The 22,026-nt window shown below is 69.3% G+C and carries 17 protein-coding genes; 12 read left to right on the top strand and 5 right to left on the bottom strand.

Annotated elements, in window-relative coordinates:
• Complete coding sequence (locus JNUCC0626_RS03915; RefSeq protein WP_394618260.1) at positions 1–1,377, top strand: GH1 family beta-glucosidase; 1,377 nt, start codon at positions 1–3, stop codon at positions 1,375–1,377.
• Positions 1,374–2,396 (top strand): LacI family DNA-binding transcriptional regulator, encoded by a 1,023-nt coding sequence (locus JNUCC0626_RS03910; RefSeq protein ID WP_394618259.1) that lies wholly within the window; start codon positions 1,374–1,376, stop codon positions 2,394–2,396. The genes JNUCC0626_RS03915 and JNUCC0626_RS03910 overlap by 4 nt, the downstream gene beginning before the upstream one ends.
• Before the next feature lie 23 nt (positions 2,397–2,419).
• Here the strand turns inward: JNUCC0626_RS03910 and JNUCC0626_RS03905 are convergent, their stop codons facing one another.
• The gene (locus JNUCC0626_RS03905) at positions 2,420–2,977 is read right to left on the bottom strand and encodes an NADPH-dependent FMN reductase (protein WP_394618258.1); all 558 of its coding nucleotides are present in this window, start codon (positions 2,975–2,977) and stop codon (positions 2,420–2,422) included.
• Between the two features lie 87 nt (positions 2,978–3,064).
• On the opposite strand from JNUCC0626_RS03905, the gene JNUCC0626_RS03900 reads away from it, so the two are divergent.
• From JNUCC0626_RS03900 to JNUCC0626_RS03865, 8 genes are all read left to right on the top strand, one after another.
• Positions 3,065–3,664 (top strand): TetR/AcrR family transcriptional regulator, encoded by a 600-nt coding sequence (locus JNUCC0626_RS03900; RefSeq protein ID WP_394618257.1) that lies wholly within the window; start codon positions 3,065–3,067, stop codon positions 3,662–3,664.
• A 132-nt stretch (positions 3,665–3,796) separates the two neighbouring features.
• Positions 3,797–6,367: a glycoside hydrolase family 9 protein gene (locus JNUCC0626_RS03895; RefSeq protein ID WP_394618256.1), complete on the top strand. Its 2,571-nt coding sequence runs from the start codon at positions 3,797–3,799 to the stop codon at positions 6,365–6,367.
• A 187-nt stretch (positions 6,368–6,554) separates the two neighbouring features.
• Positions 6,555–7,640 carry a multiple monosaccharide ABC transporter substrate-binding protein gene (gene chvE, locus JNUCC0626_RS03890; protein ID WP_394618255.1) on the top strand — a complete coding sequence of 362 codons (1,086 nt, stop codon included), beginning with the start codon at positions 6,555–6,557 and terminating at the stop codon, positions 7,638–7,640.
• A 26-nt stretch (positions 7,641–7,666) separates the two neighbouring features.
• Positions 7,667–9,172 (top strand): multiple monosaccharide ABC transporter ATP-binding protein, encoded by a 1,506-nt coding sequence (gene mmsA / locus JNUCC0626_RS03885; protein WP_394621962.1) that lies wholly within the window; start codon positions 7,667–7,669, stop codon positions 9,170–9,172.
• Positions 9,169–10,383 carry a multiple monosaccharide ABC transporter permease gene (gene mmsB, locus JNUCC0626_RS03880; protein WP_394618254.1) on the top strand — a complete coding sequence of 405 codons (1,215 nt, stop codon included), beginning with the start codon at positions 9,169–9,171 and terminating at the stop codon, positions 10,381–10,383. Before mmsA ends, mmsB begins: the two co-directional genes overlap by 4 nt.
• 16 nt (positions 10,384–10,399) lie before the next feature.
• Positions 10,400–12,064, top strand: a complete 1,665-nt coding sequence (locus tag JNUCC0626_RS03875) for a LamG-like jellyroll fold domain-containing protein (protein ID WP_394618253.1) — start codon at positions 10,400–10,402, stop codon at positions 12,062–12,064.
• Positions 12,065–12,106: 42 nt separating this feature from the next.
• Positions 12,107–13,186, top strand: coding sequence for an aldose epimerase family protein (locus JNUCC0626_RS03870; protein ID WP_394618252.1), 1,080 nt, complete (start codon positions 12,107–12,109; stop codon positions 13,184–13,186).
• Between the two features lie 146 nt (positions 13,187–13,332).
• Positions 13,333–13,542 (top strand): sigma factor-like helix-turn-helix DNA-binding protein, encoded by a 210-nt coding sequence (locus tag JNUCC0626_RS03865; protein ID WP_394618251.1) that lies wholly within the window; start codon positions 13,333–13,335, stop codon positions 13,540–13,542.
• Positions 13,543–13,568: 26 nt separating this feature from the next.
• Here the strand turns inward: JNUCC0626_RS03865 and JNUCC0626_RS03860 are convergent, their stop codons facing one another.
• A complete protein-coding gene (locus tag JNUCC0626_RS03860) occupies positions 13,569–14,891 on the bottom strand; it encodes a glycoside hydrolase family 6 protein (RefSeq protein WP_394618250.1) in 1,323 nt (440 codons plus the stop codon).
• Positions 14,892–15,281: 390 nt separating this feature from the next.
• Here JNUCC0626_RS03860 and JNUCC0626_RS03855 point away from each other — a divergent pair, with 390 nt between their 5' ends.
• Both JNUCC0626_RS03855 and JNUCC0626_RS03850 read left to right on the top strand, forming a co-directional pair.
• Complete coding sequence (locus tag JNUCC0626_RS03855; protein WP_394618249.1) at positions 15,282–16,655, top strand: endo-1,4-beta-xylanase; 1,374 nt, start codon at positions 15,282–15,284, stop codon at positions 16,653–16,655.
• Between the two features lie 4 nt (positions 16,656–16,659).
• The gene (locus JNUCC0626_RS03850) at positions 16,660–17,955 is read left to right on the top strand and encodes an extracellular catalytic domain type 1 short-chain-length polyhydroxyalkanoate depolymerase (RefSeq protein WP_394618248.1); all 1,296 of its coding nucleotides are present in this window, start codon (positions 16,660–16,662) and stop codon (positions 17,953–17,955) included.
• A gap of 45 nt (positions 17,956–18,000) precedes the next feature.
• Here the strand turns inward: JNUCC0626_RS03850 and mmuM are convergent, their stop codons facing one another.
• From mmuM to JNUCC0626_RS03835, 3 genes are all read right to left on the bottom strand, one after another.
• Positions 18,001–18,888: a homocysteine S-methyltransferase gene (mmuM, locus tag JNUCC0626_RS03845; RefSeq protein WP_394618247.1), complete on the bottom strand. Its 888-nt coding sequence runs from the start codon at positions 18,886–18,888 to the stop codon at positions 18,001–18,003.
• Between the two features lie 137 nt (positions 18,889–19,025).
• A complete protein-coding gene (locus tag JNUCC0626_RS03840) occupies positions 19,026–20,048 on the bottom strand; it encodes a LacI family DNA-binding transcriptional regulator (RefSeq protein WP_394618246.1) in 1,023 nt (340 codons plus the stop codon).
• Positions 20,049–20,283: 235 nt separating this feature from the next.
• A complete protein-coding gene (locus JNUCC0626_RS03835; protein WP_394618245.1) occupies positions 20,284–22,023 on the bottom strand; it encodes a glycoside hydrolase family 6 protein in 1,740 nt (579 codons plus the stop codon).
• Positions 22,024–22,026: the final 3 nt, after the last annotated feature.

Genomic DNA, 22,026 nt, shown 5'->3' with positions numbered 1-22,026 from the left:
ATGGAGAACATTGTTTTCCCGCAGGGTTTTCTGTGGGGAGCCGCGACCGCCTCGTTCCAGGTGGAGGGGGCGACCGACGTGGACGGTCGCACCGACTCCATCTGGGACGAGTTCTGCCGGCAGCCCGGCAAGGTGGTGGGCGGCGACAACGGTGAACCCGCCGCCGACCACTACCGGCGCTTCGAGCAGGACGTCGCCATGATGGCGGACCTGGGGCTCAAGGCCTACCGCTTCTCGATCGCCTGGCCGCGGGTGCGGCCGGACGGCGGCAAGGTCAACCAGGCGGGCCTCGACTTCTACCAGCGGCTCATCGATTCGTTGCTGGCACACGACATCACGCCGTGGCCGACGCTGTACCACTGGGACCTGCCGCAGACGCTGGAGGCGGCGGGCGGCTGGGCGAACCGCGACACGGCGTTCCGCTTCGCCGACTACGCGGCCGCGACCGTCGAGGCGCTCGGCGACCGGATCGGCACCTGGACCACGATGAACGAACCGTGGTGCTCGGCTTTCCTGGGCTACGCCGGGGGAATCCACGCGCCGGGCCGCACCGAGCCGGACGCCGCCGTCGCCGCCGTGCACCACCTGCTGCTGGCGCACGGGCTCGCCACCGACACGATCCGCGCCGCCCAGCCGGACGCCAAGGTCGGCATCACGCTCAACATGTACCCGATCATCCCGGTCGACCCGGACAACCCCGGTGACATCGATGTCGCACGCCGCCTCGACGGCCTGCAGCAGCGGATCTTCCTGGACCCGTTGCTGCGCGGGGAGTATCCGGCCGACATCCTCGAAGACCTGGAGCCCTTCGGGTTCAGCGCGCACATCAAGCCCGGCGACCTCGACATCATCTCGGCCCCGATGGACATGCTCGGCGTCAACTACTACACCGAGCACTACGTCAGCTCGACGCCCGACGGCGATGCCGGTCCGTCGCCGTGGGTCGGCGTGCAGCACGCGTCGTTCCCGCCCCGTGAAGCTCCCGTCACCGACATGGGCTGGGAGGTCAGGCCGGACGGGCTCACCACCGTGTTGTTGCGCGTGCACAACGACTACCCGCACCTTCCGCTCTACATCACGGAGAACGGCGCCGCGTTCCGCGACGACTTCTCCGGCACCGGCGCCATCGACGACGTCGACCGCACCGGCTACATCGCCTCCCACCTCCGCGCCGCCCACGCGGCGATCGAGGCGGGCGTCGACCTGCGCGGCTACTTCTGCTGGTCGCTGCTGGACAACTTCGAGTGGGCAGAGGGGTACGCGAAGCGGTTCGGCATCGTCCACGTCGACTACGACACCCAGATCCGCACGCCGAAGATGAGTGCGAGGTGGTACAGCAGGGTGGCCAAGGACAACGCGCTGGTCGCCGTCTCATGACGGAGGGCAGGAGTCGGCGCCCCGGCCCACGCATCGAGGAGGTCGCACGCGTGGCCGGGGTGTCGAAGTCCACCGTCTCGCGGGTGATCAACGGCGAGAAGTACGTGAGCGAGCGGTCGCGCCAGGCGGTGCACCGCGCGATCGCCCTGCTCGGGTACTCCCCCAACCACGCGGCGCGCACCCTCGCGGGCAGCAAGGCCAACGCGATCGCGCTGGTGATCTCCGAACTGGGCAGCAGGGTGCTCGCCGACCCGTTCTTCGCCGGGGTGCTGCGCGGGGTGCACGCCGAACTGGCGGGGCACCACGTGCAGCTCCTGGTGATGATGAACCAGCCGCTCGACGGTGAGGACCAGATCGCCTACCTCACCGGCGGGCACGTCGACGGCGCCCTCGTCGTGAGCCTGCACGGCGAGGACCCGTTGCCGAGGACGTTGCACGAGACGGGGCTGCCCACGGTGGTGGGCGGCCGTCCGCTCGTGGGCGGCTCCGTGCCGTTCGTCGACGCTGACAACTTCACCGGCGCGCTGGAAGCCGTGCGGTACCTGATCTCGTTGGGGCGCAAGAAGATCGCGACCATCGCCGGGCCGCACGACATGGCGGTCGGCATGGACCGGCTGAGCGGCTGGCGCTGCGGCCTCGCCGAGCACGGCATGGCCGTCGACCTCGTCGCGCACAGCGGCGACTTCACGCCCGAGAGCGGCGCGCTGGCGATGGTCCAGCTGCTGCGCCGGGCCCCCGATCTCGACGCGGTGTTCGTGGCCGCGGACATCATGGCGCTGGGCGCCTTGCGGGTGCTCCAGGAACGCGGCTACCGGGTGCCCGGCGACGTGGCCGTGGTCGGGTTCGACGACTCCGTGCTCGCCTCCACCGCCGTGCCGCCGCTCACCACCGTGCGGCAGGACGTGGAGGGCTTCGGCCGGACCATGACCTGGCGCCTGCTCGCGGAGCTCGCCGGCGAGGAGAAGCTGCCGCAGTCCGTGCTGCTGCCGACTTCCCTGGTCCGCCGGGCGAGCGCCTAGGGCAAGAACTCCTGACCGGGCGGTCAGACCGCGGCGGTCGCTCGGGCGGCCAGCCCCTCGATGACGCCCGACAGCTTCTCGGTGACCTCGGGGTCGTCGACCGGGTGCAGCTCGGCGAAGCGCACGACCGATCCGGGGATCGACAGGGTCAGGTCCTCGGCGGGCACTCCACCGGCGATCCGGACGGCCTTGCGGGCCTCGTCCTGCGCCCACACGCCGCCGTACTGGCCGTAAGCGGTGCCGACGACGGCGACCGGCTTGCCCGACAGGGCACCCGCGCCGTGGGGGCGCGACAGCCAGTCGATGGCGTTCTTCAACACGGCGGGGATGGTGCCGTTGTACTCGGGCGACACGAGCAGCAACGCGTCCGCGTCCGCAGCGGCCTCGCGCAGCTTCGCGGCGGTGGCCGGGACGGTGCCCTCGGCGTCGATGTCCTCGTTGTAGAACGGGATGGCACCCAGGTCATCGAACAGCCCGATCTCGACGTGGTCAGGGGAGATCTGGACCGCGGCCTCGGCGAGCCTGCGGTTGTGCGAACCCGACCGGAGGCTGCCGACGAGGGTGAGGATGCGGACGGCCATGACGTGACTCCCAGGTGCAGACGGTGATGGAACGACTACGACCCTAAACGGGACGCGTCCCGTTTATCTTCCGACTAGGCTGCGGAGGTGATCGACAGCACACGGATCCCGCTCATCGGCCCCGAGGTGCGCCTGCGCGCCGACGCCGTGCGCAACCGCGCGTTGCTGCTGGACGCGGCCGCCAGGATCGCGGCGGACCGCGGCGCGGCGGCGATCACGATGGAGTCCGTGGCGGCCGAGGCCGGCGTCGGCAAGGGCACCGTGTCGCGGCGCTTCGGCGACCGCAACGGGCTGCTCCGGGCGTTGCTCGACCACGCGGAGATCCAGTTCCAGGAGGCGTTCCTGAGCGGACCGCCCCCGCTCGGCCCCGATGCGGACGCGGCGTCGCGACTCAGGGCGTTCGGCCCCGCCCTGCTGCGCCACGAGCACGCGCACCTCGACCTCTACCTGGCGGCCGAGCCGCCGGCCGGCCGCCGGTACGCGGTCCCCGCCGACCAGTTGCGGCACCGGCACGTCGCGATGCTGCTGCACGAGGTCCTGCCCGGCGCGGACGCCGAACTCCTCGCCCACACGCTGTTGTCGTCGGTGGACGTCGTGCTGACCGACCACCTCGTCCGCACGCACGGCATGTCGCTGGACCGGATCGAGGCCGGCTGGCACGACCTCCTCGACCGCCTCCTCGGCTGACACCCGGTTCACGCCGAGTCGAATCCTCCGTCGAACGACGCACAGGCCTTGCCGCCTTCGGCCCAATCGTCCTACGGTCGCCTGGGAGCGCTCCCAGAAGCCCTGTCGACGTGGACGGAGACCTTCACGACCATGAGATCGCAACCCTCCCGCCTGCTCGCCGCGACCCTGCTCGCGACGCTCACGGCGGCCTCACTCCACGCTTCGGCCGCGGCAGCGGACTACGAGCGCGTGCTCAACGGAACGTTCGACACCGGCGCCGATCCCTGGTGGGCGGGCGCGGGCGTGACGAACCGGGTCACCGGCGGGGAGTTGTGCGCGTCGGTCACCGGCGGCACGACGAACCCCTGGGACGCGCTGATCGGCCAGAACGGCGTGCCGTTCGAGACCGGCCAGTCCTACACCTTCTCGTTCGACGCCCACGCCACGACCGCGCAGCCGATCACGGCCGCGGCGGGCGAGAGCGTCAGCCCGTACCGCGGGATCGCGAGCCAGCAGTTCACGCTCTCCGCAGCCAAGCAGCGGTTCTCCTTCACCTTCACGTCCACTTTGGACTTCCCGGACGCCGGCAACGGCCAGGTCGCGTTCCAGCTCGGCGGTCAGCCGGCGGACAACACGATCTGCGTCGACAACGTCTCGCTGGTCGGCGGCGTGAAGCCGCCCGGTGGCGTGAACCCCAACCCCGCCAAGAAGGTCCAGGTCGACCTCGTGGCGTACGTGCCGGGCCTGCCCAAGCGCGCGACCCTCGTGTCCGCCGCGACCACCCCGCAGACCTGGACGCTGAAGAACTCGGCAGGTGCGGCCGTGGCCACCGGCCAGAGCACGCCCAAGGGCGCGGACGCGACGTCCGGGGATTCGGTGCACCTCATCGACTTCTCGTCGTTCGACACGGCGGGCACCGGCTACACGCTGTCGGTCGGCGAGGACACCAGCTTCCCGTTCGACATCTCCGCGGACCCGGTCAAGCGGCTGCGCTACGACTCGCTCGCGTTCTTCTACCACCAGCGCAGCGGAACGCCGATCGACGCCCAGTACGTCGGCGAGGAGTACGCACGGCCCGCCGGACACCTGAACGTGGCGCCGAACCAGGGCGACAACACCGTGCCGTGCCGCGCGGACCTCGCGTGCGGCTACACGCTCGACGTGCGCGGCGGCTGGTACGACGCGGGCGACCACGGCAAGTACGTGGTCAACGGCGGCATCGCGACCTGGCAGCTGCTGAACGCCTACGAGCGCGCGTCGAGGCTGGGTGACGCGTCCGCGTACCGCGACGGGTCGATGAACATCCCGGAGAAGGCCAACGGCGTGCCGGACCTGCTCGACGAGGCCCGCTGGGAGGTCGACTTCCTGCTGAAGATGCAGGCGCCGGACGGCATGGCGCACCACAAGATCCACGACGCCAACTGGACCGCGCTGCCCACCCGTCCCGAACTCGACGACCAGCCGCGCCGCCTCTCCGCGACCAGCACCGCCGCGACGCTGAACCTCGCCGCCGTGGCCGCGCAGGCGTCCCGGCTGTGGAAGACGATCGATCCGGCGTACTCGGCGTCGTTGCTCGCGGCGGCCCGCAAGGCCTACAGCGCGGCCAAGGCGAACCCGGCCAAGCTCGCCGACCCGAACGACGGCACCGGCGGTGGCGCCTACAGCGACGACACGGTGAGCGACGAGTTCTACTGGGCCGCCTCGGAGCTGTACGCGACGACGGGTGAGGCCACCTACCGCACCGACGTCACCGGTTCCACGCACTACAAGGCCGCGAGCCTCAACCGAGGCGGTTTCCACTGGGGCGGCACGGCTCCGCTGGGCGACATCAGCCTCGCCCTGGCGCCGAACGGCCTGCCCGCCGCAGACGTCTCGGCGATCAAGACCGCGTTCGCGACGGTCGCGGACCAGCACCTCACGGCCATGGCGGCGATGGGGTACGCGGCGCCGTACGACAACAGCACCGCCGGGTACGTCTGGGGCTCGAACTCCACGGTCCTGAACAACGCCCAGGTGATCGCGCTCGCCCACGACTTCACCGGCGCCGCGAAGTACCGCGAGGGCGTGTTCGAGGCGCTGCACTACGTCCTCGGCCGCAACCCGCTCAGCACCTCGTACGTGGCGGGCTACGGCGACCAGGCGATGACCAACGCCCACCACCGCTTCTGGGCGCGCCAGAACGACCCGTCGCTGCCGATCGCGCCGCCCGGTTCGCTCTCCGGCGGCCCGAACAGCGCGTTGCAGGACCCGGTGGCGCAACGGCTGCTCGCGGGGTGCCCGCAGCAGAAGTGCTGGGTGGACGACATCGGCGCCTACTCGGTGAACGAGGTGGCGATCAACTGGAACTCCGCCCTCGCCTGGGTCTCGGGCTGGGCGGCGGAGAAGTCCGGGACCACCACGACGCCGAAGTCGGACTGCGAGGTGAGCTTCACCGCCGGGCGGTGGAACGACGGTCTGTCCGCGCAGGTGAAGATCACCAACACCGGTGAGACGGCGTGGACGTCGTGGAAGCTCGGGTTCGCACTGCCCGGCACGCAACGGGTCACCTCCGGGTGGTCCGCGACCTGGACGCAGACCGGTCGTGACGTGACGGCGACCAGCATGTCGTGGAACGGCAAGGTCGATCCGGGCAAGTCGGTCCACATCGGATTCAACGGATCGGGCTCCGGGGCCGACCCGGCCGTCTTCACGATCAACGGGAAGACCTGCCGGACCACCTGACCACCAGGGACGTGCGCCCGTCGTCACCCGAGGTGACGGCGGGCGCACGAGGTTCCAGGGAACGCTCCCTGTGAGCGCTAACAGGTACGACCTGGCGTTATCCAGATGGAACTTGACGGGCTAGTTGTTAGCGATAACACTCGCCGCCTACAGCACTGTTGCCTGTCGGTGCCATCGAGGAGAAGCAATGAGGCTTGCCCGGATCGCGGCCACCGCCGCACTCGCCGTCACCCTCGCCGCCTGCGGTTCGGCCGAGAAGACGATCGACCAGCAGAGCGGCTCGGCCGAGGGCGCGCTGGTGGGCGTCACCATGCCGACGCGGTCGTCCGAACGCTGGATCCACGACGGCGACAACATCAAGAAGGCGCTGGAGGCCAAGGGCTACAAGGTCGATCTCCAGTACGCGGAGAACGACATCCCCACCCAGGCCAACCAGATCGAGAACCAGATCACCAAGGGCGCCAAGCTCCTGATCGTCGCCTCGATCGACGGCACCGCGATCACCTCGCAGCTCCAGCAGGCCGCCGACGCCAAGATCCCGGTGATCGCCTACGACCGGCTCATCCGCAAGAGCCCGAACGTCGACTACTACGCCACGTTCGACAACGCCAAGGTCGGCGTGGAACAGGCGAACTCGCTGCTGGCCGGGCTCAAGACGCGCGGCGAGGGTCCGTTCAACGTCGAGCTGTTCGCCGGGTCGCCGGACGACAACAACGCCACCTTCTTCTTCAACGGCGCCATGTCCGTGCTCCAGCCGCTCGTCGACCAGGGCAAGCTGGTCGTCAGGTCCGGGCAGAAGGACTTCAAGACCGTCGCGATCCTGCGCTGGGACCCCGCGACCGCGCAGAAGCGCATGGAGGACCTGCTCACCTCGACCTACGGCGGCGCCAAGGTCGACGGCGTGCTGTCCCCGTACGACGGCATCTCGATCGGCATCCTCTCCGCGCTCAAGAGCGGCGGCTACGGCACGGCCGGCCAGGCCTACCCGATCGTCACCGGTCAGGACGCCGAGGTCGCCTCGGTGAAGTCGATCATCGCCGGTGAGCAGTACTCCACGATCCACAAGGACACCCGCCAGCTCGCCGACGTCACCGTGAAGATGGCCGACGCGGTGCTCAAGGGCGGCAAGCCCGAGGTGAACAACACCAAGGACTACGACAACGGCGTCAAGGTCGTGCCGTCGTTCCTGCTGCAGCCGGTCCCGGTCGACAAGGCGAACTACCAGAAGGAACTCATCGACTCCGGCTACTACACCGCCGACCAGCTCAGGTAGGCCAGGTGTCCGACGACGTCCTGGTGATGCGCGGCATCACCAAGAGGTTCGCGGGGGTCACCGCGCTGCACGAGGTCTCGTTGACCGTGCGGCGCGGTGAGATCCACGCGATCTGCGGGGAGAACGGCGCGGGCAAGTCCACGCTGATGAAGGTGCTGTCCGGGGTGCACCCGCACGGCACGTACGACGGCGAGATCCTCTTCGAGGGCGAGCCGTGCGCGTTCGACGGCGTCCGCGACAGCGAGCGGCGCGGCATCGTGATCATCCACCAGGAGCTGGCGCTGTGCGGTCAGCTCTCCGTCGCCGAGAACCTGTTCCTGGGCAACGAGAGGTCCCGGCGCGGGTTCATCGACTGGAACCGCACGAACCACGAGGCGCAGGCGTTGCTCGACCGCGTCGGGCTGCACGAGAACCCGACCACCCCGGTGAACGACCTCGGTGTCGGCAAGCAGCAGCTCGTCGAGATCGCCAAGGCGCTGTCCAAGGAGGTCAGGCTCCTCATCCTGGACGAGCCGACCGCCGCGTTGAACGACGACGACTCGCAGCACCTGCTGGACCTGCTGGAGGGACTGCGATCCCAGGGCATCACCTGCGTGATCATCTCCCACAAGCTGGGCGAGGTCACCAGGATCGCCGACACCGTCACGGTGTTGCGCGACGGCAGGACCATCGAGACGTTGCCCGCCGAAGGTCTCAGCGAGGAACGCATCATCGCCGGGATGGTCGGCCGCGACCTCGAGCACCGGTTCCCGCCGCGCACCCCAGAGATCGGCGAGGAGGTGCTGCGCATTGAAGACTGGACGGTGCACAGCCCCGCGCAGCCGGACCGGGTCGTCGTGGACAACGCCACGTTGTCGTTGCGGCGCGGGGAGATCGTCGGTCTGGCCGGGCTCATGGGCGCGGGTCGCACGGAACTCGCGATGAGCGTGTTCGGCCGCTCGTACGGCGTCGGCGTCTCGGGCCGTGTGGTCAAGGACGGCCGGGAGATCGACACCCGCACCGTCCAGGCCGCGATCCGCCACGGCCTCGCGTACGTGAGCGAGGACCGCAAGCGGTACGGGCTCAACCTCATCGAGGGCGTGCAGCGCAACGTCTCCGCCGCCGCGCTCGGCAAACTCGCGCGCCGCGGCTGGGTCGACGAGAACGAGGAGTACACGGTCGCGGAACGGTTCCGGCGCTCGATGGGCATCCGCACACCCGCGGTGTCGACGCCGACCGGCACGCTCTCGGGCGGCAACCAGCAGAAGGTCGTGCTGGCCAAGTGGATGTTCACCGACCCGGACGTGCTGATCCTCGACGAACCCACGCGCGGTATCGACGTCGGCGCGAAGTACGAGATCTACTCGATCATCAACGACCTCGCCGCCCAGGGCCGCGCGGTGCTGGTGATCTCCTCGGAGCTGCCGGAGCTCCTCGGCCTGTGCGACCGCGTGTACGCGCTCTCCGAAGGCCGCATCACCGGCGAGGTCAGCAGAGAAGAGGCCACGCAGGAACGGCTGATGCAGTACATGACACGAGGACAGAGCTCATGACCACCAAGACCGCGCCCGCTCCCGCCACCGCGCCGCCCGCGCCGTCCCGCCGGATCACGATCAACCTGCGGCAGTCGGGCATCTACGTCGCGTTCGCGCTGATCGTCGTGCTGTTCACCGTGCTGACGGGCGGCGATCTGCTGCAACCGCAGAACATCTCGAACATCATCGTGCAGAACTCGTACGTGCTGATCCTCGCGATCGGCATGATCCTGGTGATCATCGGCGGGCACATCGACCTGTCGGTCGGCTCGACGGTGGCGCTGACGGGCTCGGTCTGCGCGGTGCTGACCGTCCAATGGGGACTGCCGTGGCCGGTGGCGGTGCTGCTGACCCTGTTGTCGGGCGCGCTCATCGGTGCGGCGCAGGGCTACTGGATCGCGTACTTCGGCATCCCGGCGTTCATCGTCACGCTGGCGGGCATGCTCGTGTTCCGGGCGCTCACCCTGACCACGCTGGGAAACCAGGGCATCGGCCCGTTCCCCGACGAGATCCGCTCGCTCGCCAACGGGTTCACCGGCGGCTACCTCGGCAACATCGGTCTCGGCCCGCTCGGCGGCGCCGACCTGGTGAGCCTGCTGGCCGGACTCCTGTTCGTGGCCGGGTTCGCGTTGTCGCAGTGGCGCAAGCGCGCGGCCCGGCTCGGCTACGGCCAGACCGTCGACCCGATGCCGCTGTTCGTGCTCAAGATCGCGGGCGTCGCCGTCGTCGTGATGGCGGTCGTCGTGCAGCTCGCGCGGTTCCGCAACCTGCCGTGGGTGCTGGTGCTGCTGGCGGCGCTGACACTCGGCTACACGTTGCTGGCGAACAACTCCGTGTTCGGCCGGCACATCTACTCGATCGGCGGCAACCTGCAGGCCGCCACCCTGTCCGGCGTGAAGGTCAAGGCCGTCACGTTCTGGGTGTTCGTCAACATGGGCGCCCTGGCGGGTCTGGCCGGCGTGATCTTCGCGGGCCGCCTCAACCAGGCCGGTCCCACCGCGGGCATGTCGTTCGAGCTCGACGCCATCGCGGCCGCGTTCATCGGCGGCGCGGCGGTGCAGGGCGGCGTCGGCAAGGTCGTCGGCGCCATCACCGGCGGCCTGATCATGGGTGTGATCAACAACGGCATGTCGTTGATCGGCGCGCCCAGCGAACGCGTGATGCTCGTGAAGGGTCTCGTCCTGCTCGTGGCCGTCGCCTACGACGTCTGGACCAAGCGACGCGCCTGACCCCGAAAGGCGAACGATGCTGTCCTCCCTGCGCACCATCGGCCTCGTCGCGGCCCTGACGGCCGCCCTGCTGCCCGCTGTTCCGGCCAGTGCCGCGCCCCCGTTCGCGGGCTACGCGTTCTTCTACTTCACCGGTGAGAGCAGTCCCATCGGCGAGCAGATCTACGTGGCCACCAGCAACGGCAACAACCCGCTGGACTTCCGCGAGGCCAACGGCGGCAGGCCGATCCTCGAGTCGAGCCTCGGCGAACTGGGGGTGCGCGACCCGTTCATCCTGCGCTCCCCCGGCGGCGACAGGTTCTACCTGCTGGCCACGGACCTGAAGATCAACGGAGGCCGCGGCTGGGACGCGGCGCAGCGCACCGGCAGTCGTTCGATCATGGTGTGGGAGTCGACGGACCTGCGGAACTGGTCGCGCCAACGCAGCGTCCAGGTCTCCCCGCCCACCGCGGGCAACACCTGGGCGCCCGAAGCGTTCTGGGACGCCCGGCGCGGCACCTACGTCGTCTACTGGGCGTCGAAGCTGTACGCGTCGAGCGATCCCGGGCACACCGGCAGCAGCTACAACCGGATGATGTACGCGACCACGCGCGACTTCGTGACGTTCAGCCCGGCGCAGGTGTGGATCGACCCCGGCTACTCGGTGATCGACTCGACCGTCATCGAGCACAACGGTGTGTACTACCGGTACACAAAGGACGAACGGAACAACTCGTCGTCCTCTCCCTGCAGCAAGTTCATCACCGCCGAGAAGTCCTCGGACCTGCTGAGCCCGTCCTACTCCTTCGTCGCGGAGTGCATCGGCAAGGCGACCTCTTCCAGTCCCGGGCTGTCCGCCGGTGAGGGTCCCACCGGGTTCAAGTCCAACACCGAGGACAAGTGGTACCTGTTCATCGACGAGTACGGCGGCCGCGGGTACGTGCCGTTCGAGACCACCGATCTCGCTTCTGGCCGGTGGACGATGTCCGCCGGTGCTCGGCTGCCTGCGTCCCCTCGGCACGGCACCGTGCTGCCCGTGACCCAGGCCGAACTGGACCGCCTCAATGCTCCTCCGGCTCCTGTCCGGGCCTCCGCCGACGGACTCGTCGCGCACTGGCCGCTGGTGTCGTCCGCCGCTGACGTTTCCGGGCACGGGTACGACGGCGTGGTCGCGGGCAGGGCGAGTTTCAGTAGCGGGTCGTTGTTGCTTCAGGGTGGGCACGTGCAGTTGCCGGACAACCTGCTGACCGGGGTGCAGGCGGTCACCGTCTCCGCCGACGTGCTGGTCGTCCCTGCGCAGCAGACGCCCTACTTCTTGTACGGCTTCGGCAACACAGCACCTGGTGGCGCCGGTGACGGGTACCTGTTCAGCACTGGCGACACCTATCGCGGCGCTCTCGCCACCGGCAACTGGGCGACGGAGCAAGGCGTCGGCTCCGGGCAGGCGCTGCCGCGCGGGGTGTGGCGCTCGGTGACCCTGACCGTGGGCTCAGGTGTGGGAGCGCTCTACCTGGGCGGCGTCGAGGTGGCGCGGTCTTCCGGCGTCACGCGCAGGCCGTCCGAGGTGGGCAGCGGCATCACCACGGCCAACTACCTGGGGCGTTCGGTTTACGCGTCCGACAAGCCGTTCCTGGGCAGGATGAAGAACGTGCGGCTGTACAACCGGGCGTTGACGGCGGCGGAGGTCGCGGCGTTGCGGTGACCGGTGACATGATCTCTCTCGTCGACTGAGCAAGGGAGTTCGATGGCGCAGCACGAACCTGAGATCCGCCGGGAGCTGTTCGGACGGGTCGGTGACGCCGACGTGCACCGGTACGTGCTGGCCTGGCCAGGCGGCCTGACCGTGCGGGTGCTGGACCTCGGCGGGGTGATCCAGTCCCTGGAGGCGCCGGACCGGTCCGGAGTACCTGCGAACGTGGTGCTCGGGTTCGGGTCGCTCGACGAGTACGTCAAGAACAACCAGCCCGGCGGCAATCGGGTGTTCTTCGGGGCGTTGATCGGGCGGTACGCCAATCGGATCGCCGGCGGGTCGTTCACGTTGGACGGGGTCGAGCACCGGCTGCCGCTCAACAACGGGCCGAACACGCTGCACGGCGGGCCGGAGGGGTTCGACACGCGGATCTGGTCCGCCACCGAACTGCGGTCGGCGGACAGCGTGGGGGTGCGGTTGTCGCTGGAGAGTCCGGACGGGGACTCCGGATTTCCCGGTGCGGTGTCGGCTGAGGTCACGTACCTGCTGGACGGGGACAACCGGTTGAGCATCAGCTATCGCGCCACCTCGGATGCCCCCACGGTGGTGAGTTTGACCAACCACAGCTACTGGAACCTGGCTGGGGAGGGGTCCGGGGATGTGCTCGGGCAGTCGTTGATGGTGAACGCCGCGCGGTACCTGCCCGTTGACGACGACCTGATTCCGCTGGGGGATCCGGTGTCGGTTGCCGGGAGTCCATTCGACTTCCATGCGCCGACTCCGATCGGCGCTCGGATCGGTGGGACTGATCCGCAGTTGCTGATCGCCGGCGGGTACGACCACACATGGGTGTTGGAGTCGGGTTCGGTGGCGGCCGAGGCTTGGGATCCTGGGTCCGGGCGGGTGTTGAGGATGTGGACTTCTGAGCCGGGGGTGCAGTTCTACTCCGGGAACTTCCTGACTTCCGAGTTGGTCGGGCCTGGTGGGCGAGCCTACGGGCGTGCGGCTGGGTTTGCTCTGGAGGCTCAGCGGTTCCCCGACTCGCCCAACCGGCCTGACTATCCCAGCGCCGTGTTGCGGCCTGGTGAGGTCTATCAGCAGGAGACCGTGTTCCAACTGTCTGTTGTGGACTGAGAGCCGAGGACACCTCCCCCGCCCTGTACCGCGCGAACCTCTGCGACGCAACGAATCTGTCGATTCGAGCAGTGAATCGACAGCTCGCTCACAGTTCGGCGCCAGATCGTTCAAGATGGAAGCACGCCGCCCCGAGGAGGTGTGTGGTGAGCGTGCGTGGGCCTGTTGCGGACGCCCTGTCGGCGTTGGAGTTGGACGATCGGGTTGTGGTGGTGCGGGCCTGTTGTCGTGGGCAGACCGTGGCCGAGGTGGCGGCGGCGTTGGGGGTGCCTCGGGAGATCGTGAAGGCTCGGCTCAGCAGCGGCCTGCGGGCGTTGCGGGAGGCGTTGCAGCAGAACGGGGTCATCGAGTCCTAGCTCGATGACCCCGGTGCTGGTGCTCGTCAGGAGCAGGCCGTGCCGTTCAGCGTGGGGGACGCGAACGGCGGGGTGCCGTTGTAGTTCGCGTTGTAGCCGATGCTCACCTGGGCGCCGGACGCGATGGAGCCGTTCCACTGGGCATTGGTCACGCGGACCTGGTCGCCCTGGTCGGTCCAGGTGCCGTTCCAGCCCTGGGTCACGGCGACGCCGGGGGCCGAGAAGGTGAAGGTCCAGCTGGTGACGGCCGCGCCGCGGTTGACGATCACGATCTCGCCGGAGTAGCCGCCCTGCCACTGGCTGGTGACGCGGTGGGTCGCGGTGCAGCCACCGGTGCCCGGGTTGCTGGAAGTGGTCGTCGTGGTCGTCGTGCTCGGCGGGGTGGTCGGGCCTGCCGCGATGGCCAGGTCGTAGGCACGTTGCGGGACGAACTGGCCCGCCGGGGCGATGCAGCCGTCGGACTCGCCGGGGAGTTTGACCCACAGGAACGCGTCGATCCTGGCGTCGCCGGTGTTCGTGGTGCTGGGAGTGCCGATCGCGCGACCCGCCGGGTCGCACCACTCGCTGCCCGCCGGTCCGTTGCCGTTGCGGCTGGTGTCCACGACGGCCTTGAGGCGACTGTCGCCGATGGCGTTGAGGACGTTCTTGGCGAAGTTCACCTCGTCCGACGTGGAGCGGTAGTTGGAGACGTTGGTCGAGATGCCGTCGGCGCTGGAGGAGATTTCGGCGCCGCGCAGGCGGTTCGCTGCCTCTGCCGGGGTCAGCCAGGACGAGTGGCCGATGTCGAAGTAGACCTTGGCCTGGGAGGAACCGGACTTGAGCTTCTTGCCCGCGTAGGCCATGGACGCCCTGGTCTGGGCCTGCTGGTCGGCGGACTGGCAGTTGGTCATCAGCGGCAGGACGTCCGGTTCGAGGACGATCGTCGCCGGACGGCCCGCGAGGCCCGCCGCCACCTCGTCCACCCAGGCGCGGTAGGCCGGGTGGGACGGGGCGCCGCCGCCGCTCGCGCCGCCGCAGTCGCGGTTCGGGATGTTGTAGACGACCAGGATCGGGATCTTGCCGGCGGAGGCGGCGGCTCCCACGAAGGAACTGACCTCCGACCGCACGGTCGAGGTGTTGGTGGTGGTGTACCAGCGCGGCTGCGGGACCGACGCGATGCGGTCGCGGATGACCGCCGCCCGGGAGTCGCCAGGGTTGGCCGCCACCCACCTCGCGCCCGCGGTCTGCGGGTCCGTGTAGAAGGCCGATTCGGCCGCGTTGACGGTGGCGCCGCTGCTGACGATCAGGGTGGTGGCTCCGGCGACGACCGCGCCTGTTAGCGCGCACACGGCCCGCTTCCACTGTGTCATCGTGTCTCCAGGTCTTGTGCAGGGGATTCGGTTCTCGCGACGACATTGCTCGAGAAGGCCGAGAATCGGCGAGAAGCGAATGCGAGTTCGGGCCAACGTAACCACGGTGCTCTGAATCGTCAACGTCGGCGGCAACGTTGACCGGCACTTCTGAGAGAATTTTCGAAACGCTTTCAGAAACAGCGATCAACGCCTTGACGTGGTAGTTGGGAGCGCTCCCGCATCAAACTAGGCCGATCGGGGCATCCTGGTGTCGAATTCGACGAACACTTCTTGTAGGCGCGGACCGGCCGCTGCGACACTCCAGCCAGATCCGGCAATGGCGCACCGGATCCGGTCTTCTGTCCTGTCCATCCCCTGCATTCGGGACGACCCCGGGAAGTGTGGAAGATGAAACTGACACCGAAGTCAGTGGCGCTGATCCCGATCATCGCCACGGTCGCGGCCGCCGCGATCGGCGCCACCCTGATCGCCCCTCCCGTCGCGAACGCGGCGACCACGCTCGGCGCGGCGGCACAGCAGAGCGGCCGGTACTTCGGCACCGCCGTCGCCGCGAACAAGCTCGGCGACTCGACGTACGTCGGGATCCTGAACCGTGAGTTCGACATGGTCACGGCCGAGAACGAGATGAAGATGGACGCGACCGAGCCGAACCAGAACCAGTTCAGCTACGGCAACGCGGACCGCATCGTGAACCAGGCCCGAGGCCAGGGCAAGCGGGTGCGTGGTCACGCTCTCGCGTGGCACTCGCAGCAACCCGGCTGGATGCAGAACATGTCCGGCACGGCCCTGCGCAACGCCATGCTCAACCACGTCACCCAGGTCGCGACCTACTACCGCGGCAAGATCTACGCCTGGGACGTCGTCAACGAGGCCTTCGCCGACGGCAGCAGCGGCGCGCGACGCGACTCCAACCTCCAGCGCACCGGCAACGACTGGATCGAGGCCGCCTTCCGCGCGGCACGGGCGGCCGACTCCGGCGCGAAGCTCTGCTACAACGACTACAACACCGACGACTGGTCGCACGCGAAGACCCAGGCGGTGTACCGGATGGTGCAGGACTTCAAGTCGCGCGGCGTGCCGATCGACTGCGTCGGTCTCCAGTCCCACTTCAACAGCGCGAGCCCGGTGCCGTCCAACTACCAGACCACGCTGCAGAACTTCGCGAACCTCGGCGTCGACGTGCAGATCACCGAACTCGACATCGAGGGCTCCGGCAGCGCGCAGGCCCAGAACTTCGGACGGGTCACCCAGGCCTGCCTCGCGGTCTCCCGCTGCACCGGCATCACCGTGTGGGGCATCCGCGACACCGACTCGTGGCGCGCCTCCGGCACCCCGCTGCTGTTCGACGGCAACGGCAACAAGAAGGCCGCGTACGACTCCACCCTCAACGCGCTCAACGCGGGCGGTGGCCCCGGCCCGACGACGACCACCACGACCACCACCACGACGACGACGAGCGGCAACCCCGGTACCGGCGGCTGCACCGCGACGGCGTCGCTGAACCAGTGGGGTGAAGGGTTCGTGGCGACCATCAAGGTCACCGCGGGCGCCACCGCGTTGAGGGGCTGGACCGTCACGACGACGCTGTCGAACGGCACCGTCACGAGCTCGTGGAGCGCGACCCGCAGCGGCAACAGCGGCAGCGTCACCTGGACCAACGTGGACTACAACGCCAACGTCCCCGCCGCCGGCTCCACCGAGTTCGGTTTCCAGGGCAGTGGCAACGGATCCGGCCTGAACCCGTCCTGCACGGCGCGCTGACACCATGGGCAGCCCAACGAGAATCGGCGCGCTCCTGGCGGCCGTGCTGGCGGTCATCGCCGCCGTCGGCTTCTCCTTCGTGCCACAACAGGCACACGCCGCGACCCTCACCCAGGTGACCGGCTTCGGCACCAACCCGACCAACCTCAACATGTACGTCTACGCACCGGACCGGCTGGCGGCCCGCCCGGCGCTGCTCGTGATGATCCACTACTGCACCGGGACGGCGAGCGCCGTGCACAACGGCGGCGGCCGCGACTACGTGACCGCCGCGGACCGCTACGGCTTCGTCATCGTCTACCCGGAAGCCACCAGGGACGGCAGGTGCTTCGACGTCTCCACGCAGAACGCGTTGCGCCGCAACGGAGGCAGCGACTCCACCGGCATCATGTCGATGGTGTCGCACGCCCGCCAGCGCTACAACGTCGACCCGGCGCGCATCGTCGTGTCCGGCATCTCGTCCGGCGCGATGATGACCAACGTGCTGGCCGCCGAGTACCCGGACGTGTTCAGCGCGGCCTCGGCGTTCGCCGGTGTCCCCGCGGGGTGCTTCGCGACGACCGACGGATCGATGTGGAACAGCCAGTGCTCCGGCGGCACCCTGAACAAGACGCCGCAGCAGTGGGGCGACCAGGCCAGGGCGATGTTCCCGGGCTACACCGGCAGTTACCCGCGAATCCAGCTGTGGCACGGCACGAACGACACCACCCTGGCGTACCCGAACTTCGGTGAGGCGCTCGACCAGTGGACGAACGTGCACGGGGTGAGCCGAACGCCGGTGTCCACCGACCAGCCCCAGTCCAACTGGACCAGAACGCGTTATGGCGCAAGCGGTGTCGTCGAGGGCATCAGTGCCCAGGGCACCGGCCACGACGTGCCGACGGCCGGGATGGTGGGCCACGCCATCACGTTCCTCGGCCTGGACCGGCCCGGAGATCCCACCACCACGACAACGACGACCACCACGACCCCGCCGCCGTCCCAAGGCTGCTCGGTCAAGACGACCGTCAACGCGTGGAACACCGGGCTGACGGCGAACCTCACCATCACCAACACGAGTGCGACGCCGGTCAGGGGGTGGTCGCTGGTCTTCACTCTGCCCGGCGGCCAGACGATCACGTCCGGGTGGAGCGCCACCTACTCCCCCACCTCGGGCCAGGTGACCGCGCGCAACGTCTCCTACAACGGCGACATCGCGCCCGGCGCCTCGACCACCATCGGGTTCCAGGCCACCCACACGGGCAACGCGGGGGCGCCGTCCTCGTTCAGCCTCAACGGAAACACCTGCACGACCGGCTGACCTGCCGGGGCGAGGAGTGCAGCGCGGCCTCCTCGCCCCGGTCTCTCAGGACGCCAGTTCCCGCGCCAACTCCGCGATCATCTCGGGTCCGGTGCGGCAGCACCCGCCCACCAGTCCGGCGCCTCCAGCCCACTGTCCCGCCAGTGCCGCGAACCCGGTCCCGTCGCCGGTCCACGACCGGCCCTGAGCGTCCCAGGTCTCCCCGCTGTTCGGGTACGCGACGACCGGCAGCCCGGTCACCCGCCGCGCCACGGCGACCGCCTCCGCCACGTCCTCGGGAGCGCAGCAGTTCACCCCCACGGCGATCACCTCGTCCACATCGGACACCACCGCGAACGCGTCCTCCAACGGCTGCCCGGCACACGTCCTGCCGTCCCGGACACTGTAGGAGAGCCACATCGGCACACCGCTGCCCCGCACGACGTCCAGCACGGCCTCGGCTTCGTCGACGTCCGGGATCGTCTCGACGGCGAGCACGTCGGGCTCCGCCGAGCAGAGCGTCTCCACGCGCCTGCGGTGGAAGTCAGCCAGTTCCTGCCGCGTCAGACCGTAGCGGCCCCGGTACTCCGAGCCGTCCGCGAGCACAGCCCCGTACGGCCCGACCGACGCGGCCACCCAGCGCTGTCCGTCCACATCGGACGCGGCCGAGCGCGCGAGCGCCACGCTGGACCGCAACAAGCGGACCGTCTCGGCGTCGTCGACGCCTCTACGCGCGAACCCGGCGAAGCTCGCCTGGTAGCTCGCGGTGATGGCGACCTGGGCGCCCGCGCGGTAGTAGGCGAGGTGGGCGGCGCGCACCGCGTCCGGGTCGCCGATCAGCAACCGCGCGGACCACAGCTCGTCGGACAGGTCGTGCCCGGCCAGTTCCAACGCCGTCGACATGCCGCCGTCGAGCACGACCACGCCGCGTGCCACCGCTTCCGCCAGTTCCACGCGTCCAGCCTACGTCCGGACAGGGGTTGGAGGAGTGCGCGACGAACGCTCCGCCGTTGGGGTCGCGCACTCCTCCGGACGGTCTCTGCGGGTGTTCGTCGTCCGGTACCGCCGCTTGTCGCACCGGACGACGCCCGTCAGGCCGTCCCGCGGTGGGGCACCGGATCCGGTGTGCTGGCCCGGCGCGACAACCTCGGCGGCAGCAGCACCAGGGGCGGTGGTTGTTTGCCCTCCAGCTTCGCCACCAGCAGGTCCACGGCGTGCCTGCCGAGCTCCTCCGCCGGCAGGCGCACCGAGGTGAGCAGGGGGGACGTCTGCTCAGCCAGTTCGTCGGGACAGATCGCGACCACGGCGACGTCGGCGGGGACCTGACGGCCTGCCGCACGCAGGCACGGCGTGATCCAGCCGAGCGCCGCCTCGTTGTGCACCACCAGTGCCGTCATCGACGGGTGCGCCCGGATCAGCGCCTTGGTCGCCCTGAGCACCGAGTCGTGGTCGCCCTCGACGGACAACGCCGTCGCGGCCACTCCCCTGCGCATCGCCGCCGCGCTGAAGCCGTTCATGGTGCGGTGGGCGAACCCTCCGCTGCGCCGGTAGACGGCGCTGGGGGCGCCGAGGAACCCGATGAACCGGTGGCCCAGGTCCGCCAGGTGGTCGACGCACTTCGCGCCCGCCGCCTCGAAGTCGAGGTCCACGCAGGTGAGTCCGCGCGCGGCCGCCGGGTGTCCGATGAGGACGGACGGTTTGGACAGCTGTCTGAGCAGGGGCACGCGCTCGTCGTCCATCTCCACGTCCATCACGAGGAACCCGTCGACCTGGGCGCTGTTCGCCGCCCGGCGCAGGCCTGCCGCGCCGTCGTCCGCGGTCATGAGCAGCAGGTCCATCTCGAAGCGCCGCGCTGTCGTCACCGCCGCCGTGACGAAGCGCATCACGGCGGGCAGGTGGGTGCCCGCGCGCAACGGGAGGACCAGGCCGAGCACGTTCGTCCGGCCCGCCGACGTGGTGCGGTCGGAGGCGTGGGGCTGGTAGCCCAGCGTCCTGATGCTGTCGCGGACCCTCGACTTCGTGTCCGCGGAGATCGACCGCTTGCCCGTGAGGACGTAGGAGACCGTGCTCGGGGCGACCCCGGCGTGTCTTGCGACGTCCGCGATGGTGACCACACAGCCTCCTCTCGCGCTTGCGCTCAGTGAGCGTGTCGACACCATAGGGAGCACCTTCTGATGACATCAAGAGTTATGTGTGCGTTAACATTGCGCAATTCGGGTGGTCCAGACGAATCTCGTACCGTCTGGAAACTTGCCCGACCAAAGAAAGTGCGCAGCCTGGAAGAGCGCACCCACGCGGCGCGACCTCGAACCGCAGGCCGGCCGCATGGGCACGCTCACATTCCGCAGCTCAGAGCGCCGGGTAGGCGTTCCGCATGAGCTCCTGGAACTGCGCCGAGAACCAGTGTCCTGACAACGGCGCGTTGCCCAGCGAGCCGGACATGTTGTTGTTGTTCCGGGCGTTGCCGGTGTACGTGGGGTCGCACATCCGGTCGAAGCCCTTGCCCTCGTTGTTCGGGATGTCCTCGCTCGCACCGTCGGACTCACCCGGCGGCTTGATCCACACGTAGGCGTCGATGCCCGCGGCGGGCGCGGCCTTCGGACGCTCACCGATGCCGGCACCGGCCTGGTTGCACCAGTTGCCGAGGTGGATGCGCCGGTCGAGCCTGCCGCCGTCGACGTAGGCGTCCACCGACGTGCGCGGACCCGGACCCGTCGGACGGGCGGAACCGCCCCAGCCGTTGCGGCTGGTGTCGATCAGCATGCCGACGTTCGCGTCGAAGCCCGCCTGCACGGCCCGCTGCCGGAACGCCTGCGCGTAGCCCAGCTCACCGGTGTAGCGGTTCCAGTCCACCCACTTCGACTGCCGGACCTGCGTGCCGTTGATCGACTCGTCGATCGAGAAGTTCGGCTCGGTCAGGATGCCGTAGTTGGCGGTGTTGGCGATGAAGCCGTGCACGTTCGCCTTCGTGCTGCCGGAGGCGTTGGCGGCCTGGAACAACAGCTCCGCGGACGGGCCGAAGTTGTCGTCCCAGCCCAGCCAGCCGTGGTGGCCGACGTCGATGTAGTTGTAGGTGTTCGGCACCGCGCCGAGCTTCGCGAGCGCGTAACCGACACCGGTGACGTAGTTGCCGTTCGCCTTCATCACGTCGCAGTTGGGCGTCTGCGTGGGCCGCGGCGTGACGTTGGTGATCAGGTTCGGCAGCGAGTCGATCTCCACGACCGTCACGATGCGCAGGTTCGCGTACGCGGGCCGGGCGAGGATCGCCGCGATCGGGTCGATGTACTCGGTCTTGTAGCGGTCGATCTCGGTGGCCTTGAGCTCACCGTTGGACGCCAGCGCCGCGCAGTCGCGACCCGGCAGGTTGTAGATCACCAGCTGGATGACGAGCGGTGAGCCCGCCGCCTGGCGCACCGCCTCGTCGAGGTGCGAGGCCAGGCCGCGCGCGCCGGTGGTGCCGGTGATCGCCGCGATCCGGTCCATCCACACACCGGTGGGCTGGTTCGCGATCCGGCTGCCGCCCGACTCCGCGTTCGCCTTGGCCGCCCAGTCCGGGTTCACGTAGACCTTGGCGCCCGCGTACGGGTTGTCCACGCGGTTCCCCGGGTTCGGGTTGCCGCTCGTGGTCGTGGTGGTGGTCGTCGTGGTCGTGGTCGTCGTCCCCGGCTGACCGGTGCAGGTCGTGCCGTTCAGGGTGAACGTCGACGGGTTCGCGTCACCGGTCGCGGCGTTGCTGCCGTTGAAGCCGATGTCGATGGACGCGTTGGTGCCGAGGTTGCCGTTCCACGACATGCTCGTCGCGGTCACGTCCTTGCCCGACTGCGTCCAGTTCGCGCTCCAGCCCTGGGCCACGCGCTGGCTGCCGGGGAACGAGAACTTCAGCGTCCAGCCACCCGAGATCGCATCACCGAGGTTGGTGATCTTCACCGAGGCGCCGAACCCGCCGCCTCCCCACCCGTTCGCCGAGTAGTCGACGCGACAGCCCGGTGCGGCGCCCGCGGGTGCGCTCATCGCCACCCCGAACGTTGCCACGGCAGTGGCGACCACGACTCCCGCCGCGGCCCACCGCCTCTGTCCGTTGAGCTTCATTGC

This window comes from Lentzea sp. JNUCC 0626 (genome assembly GCF_043632865.1).
In the GTDB taxonomy this organism is placed as follows: Bacteria; Actinomycetota; Actinomycetes; order Mycobacteriales; family Pseudonocardiaceae; genus Lentzea.
The sequence above is the reverse complement of the archived record's forward strand: the minus strand, read 5'-3'. Positions and strand labels throughout refer to the sequence as shown.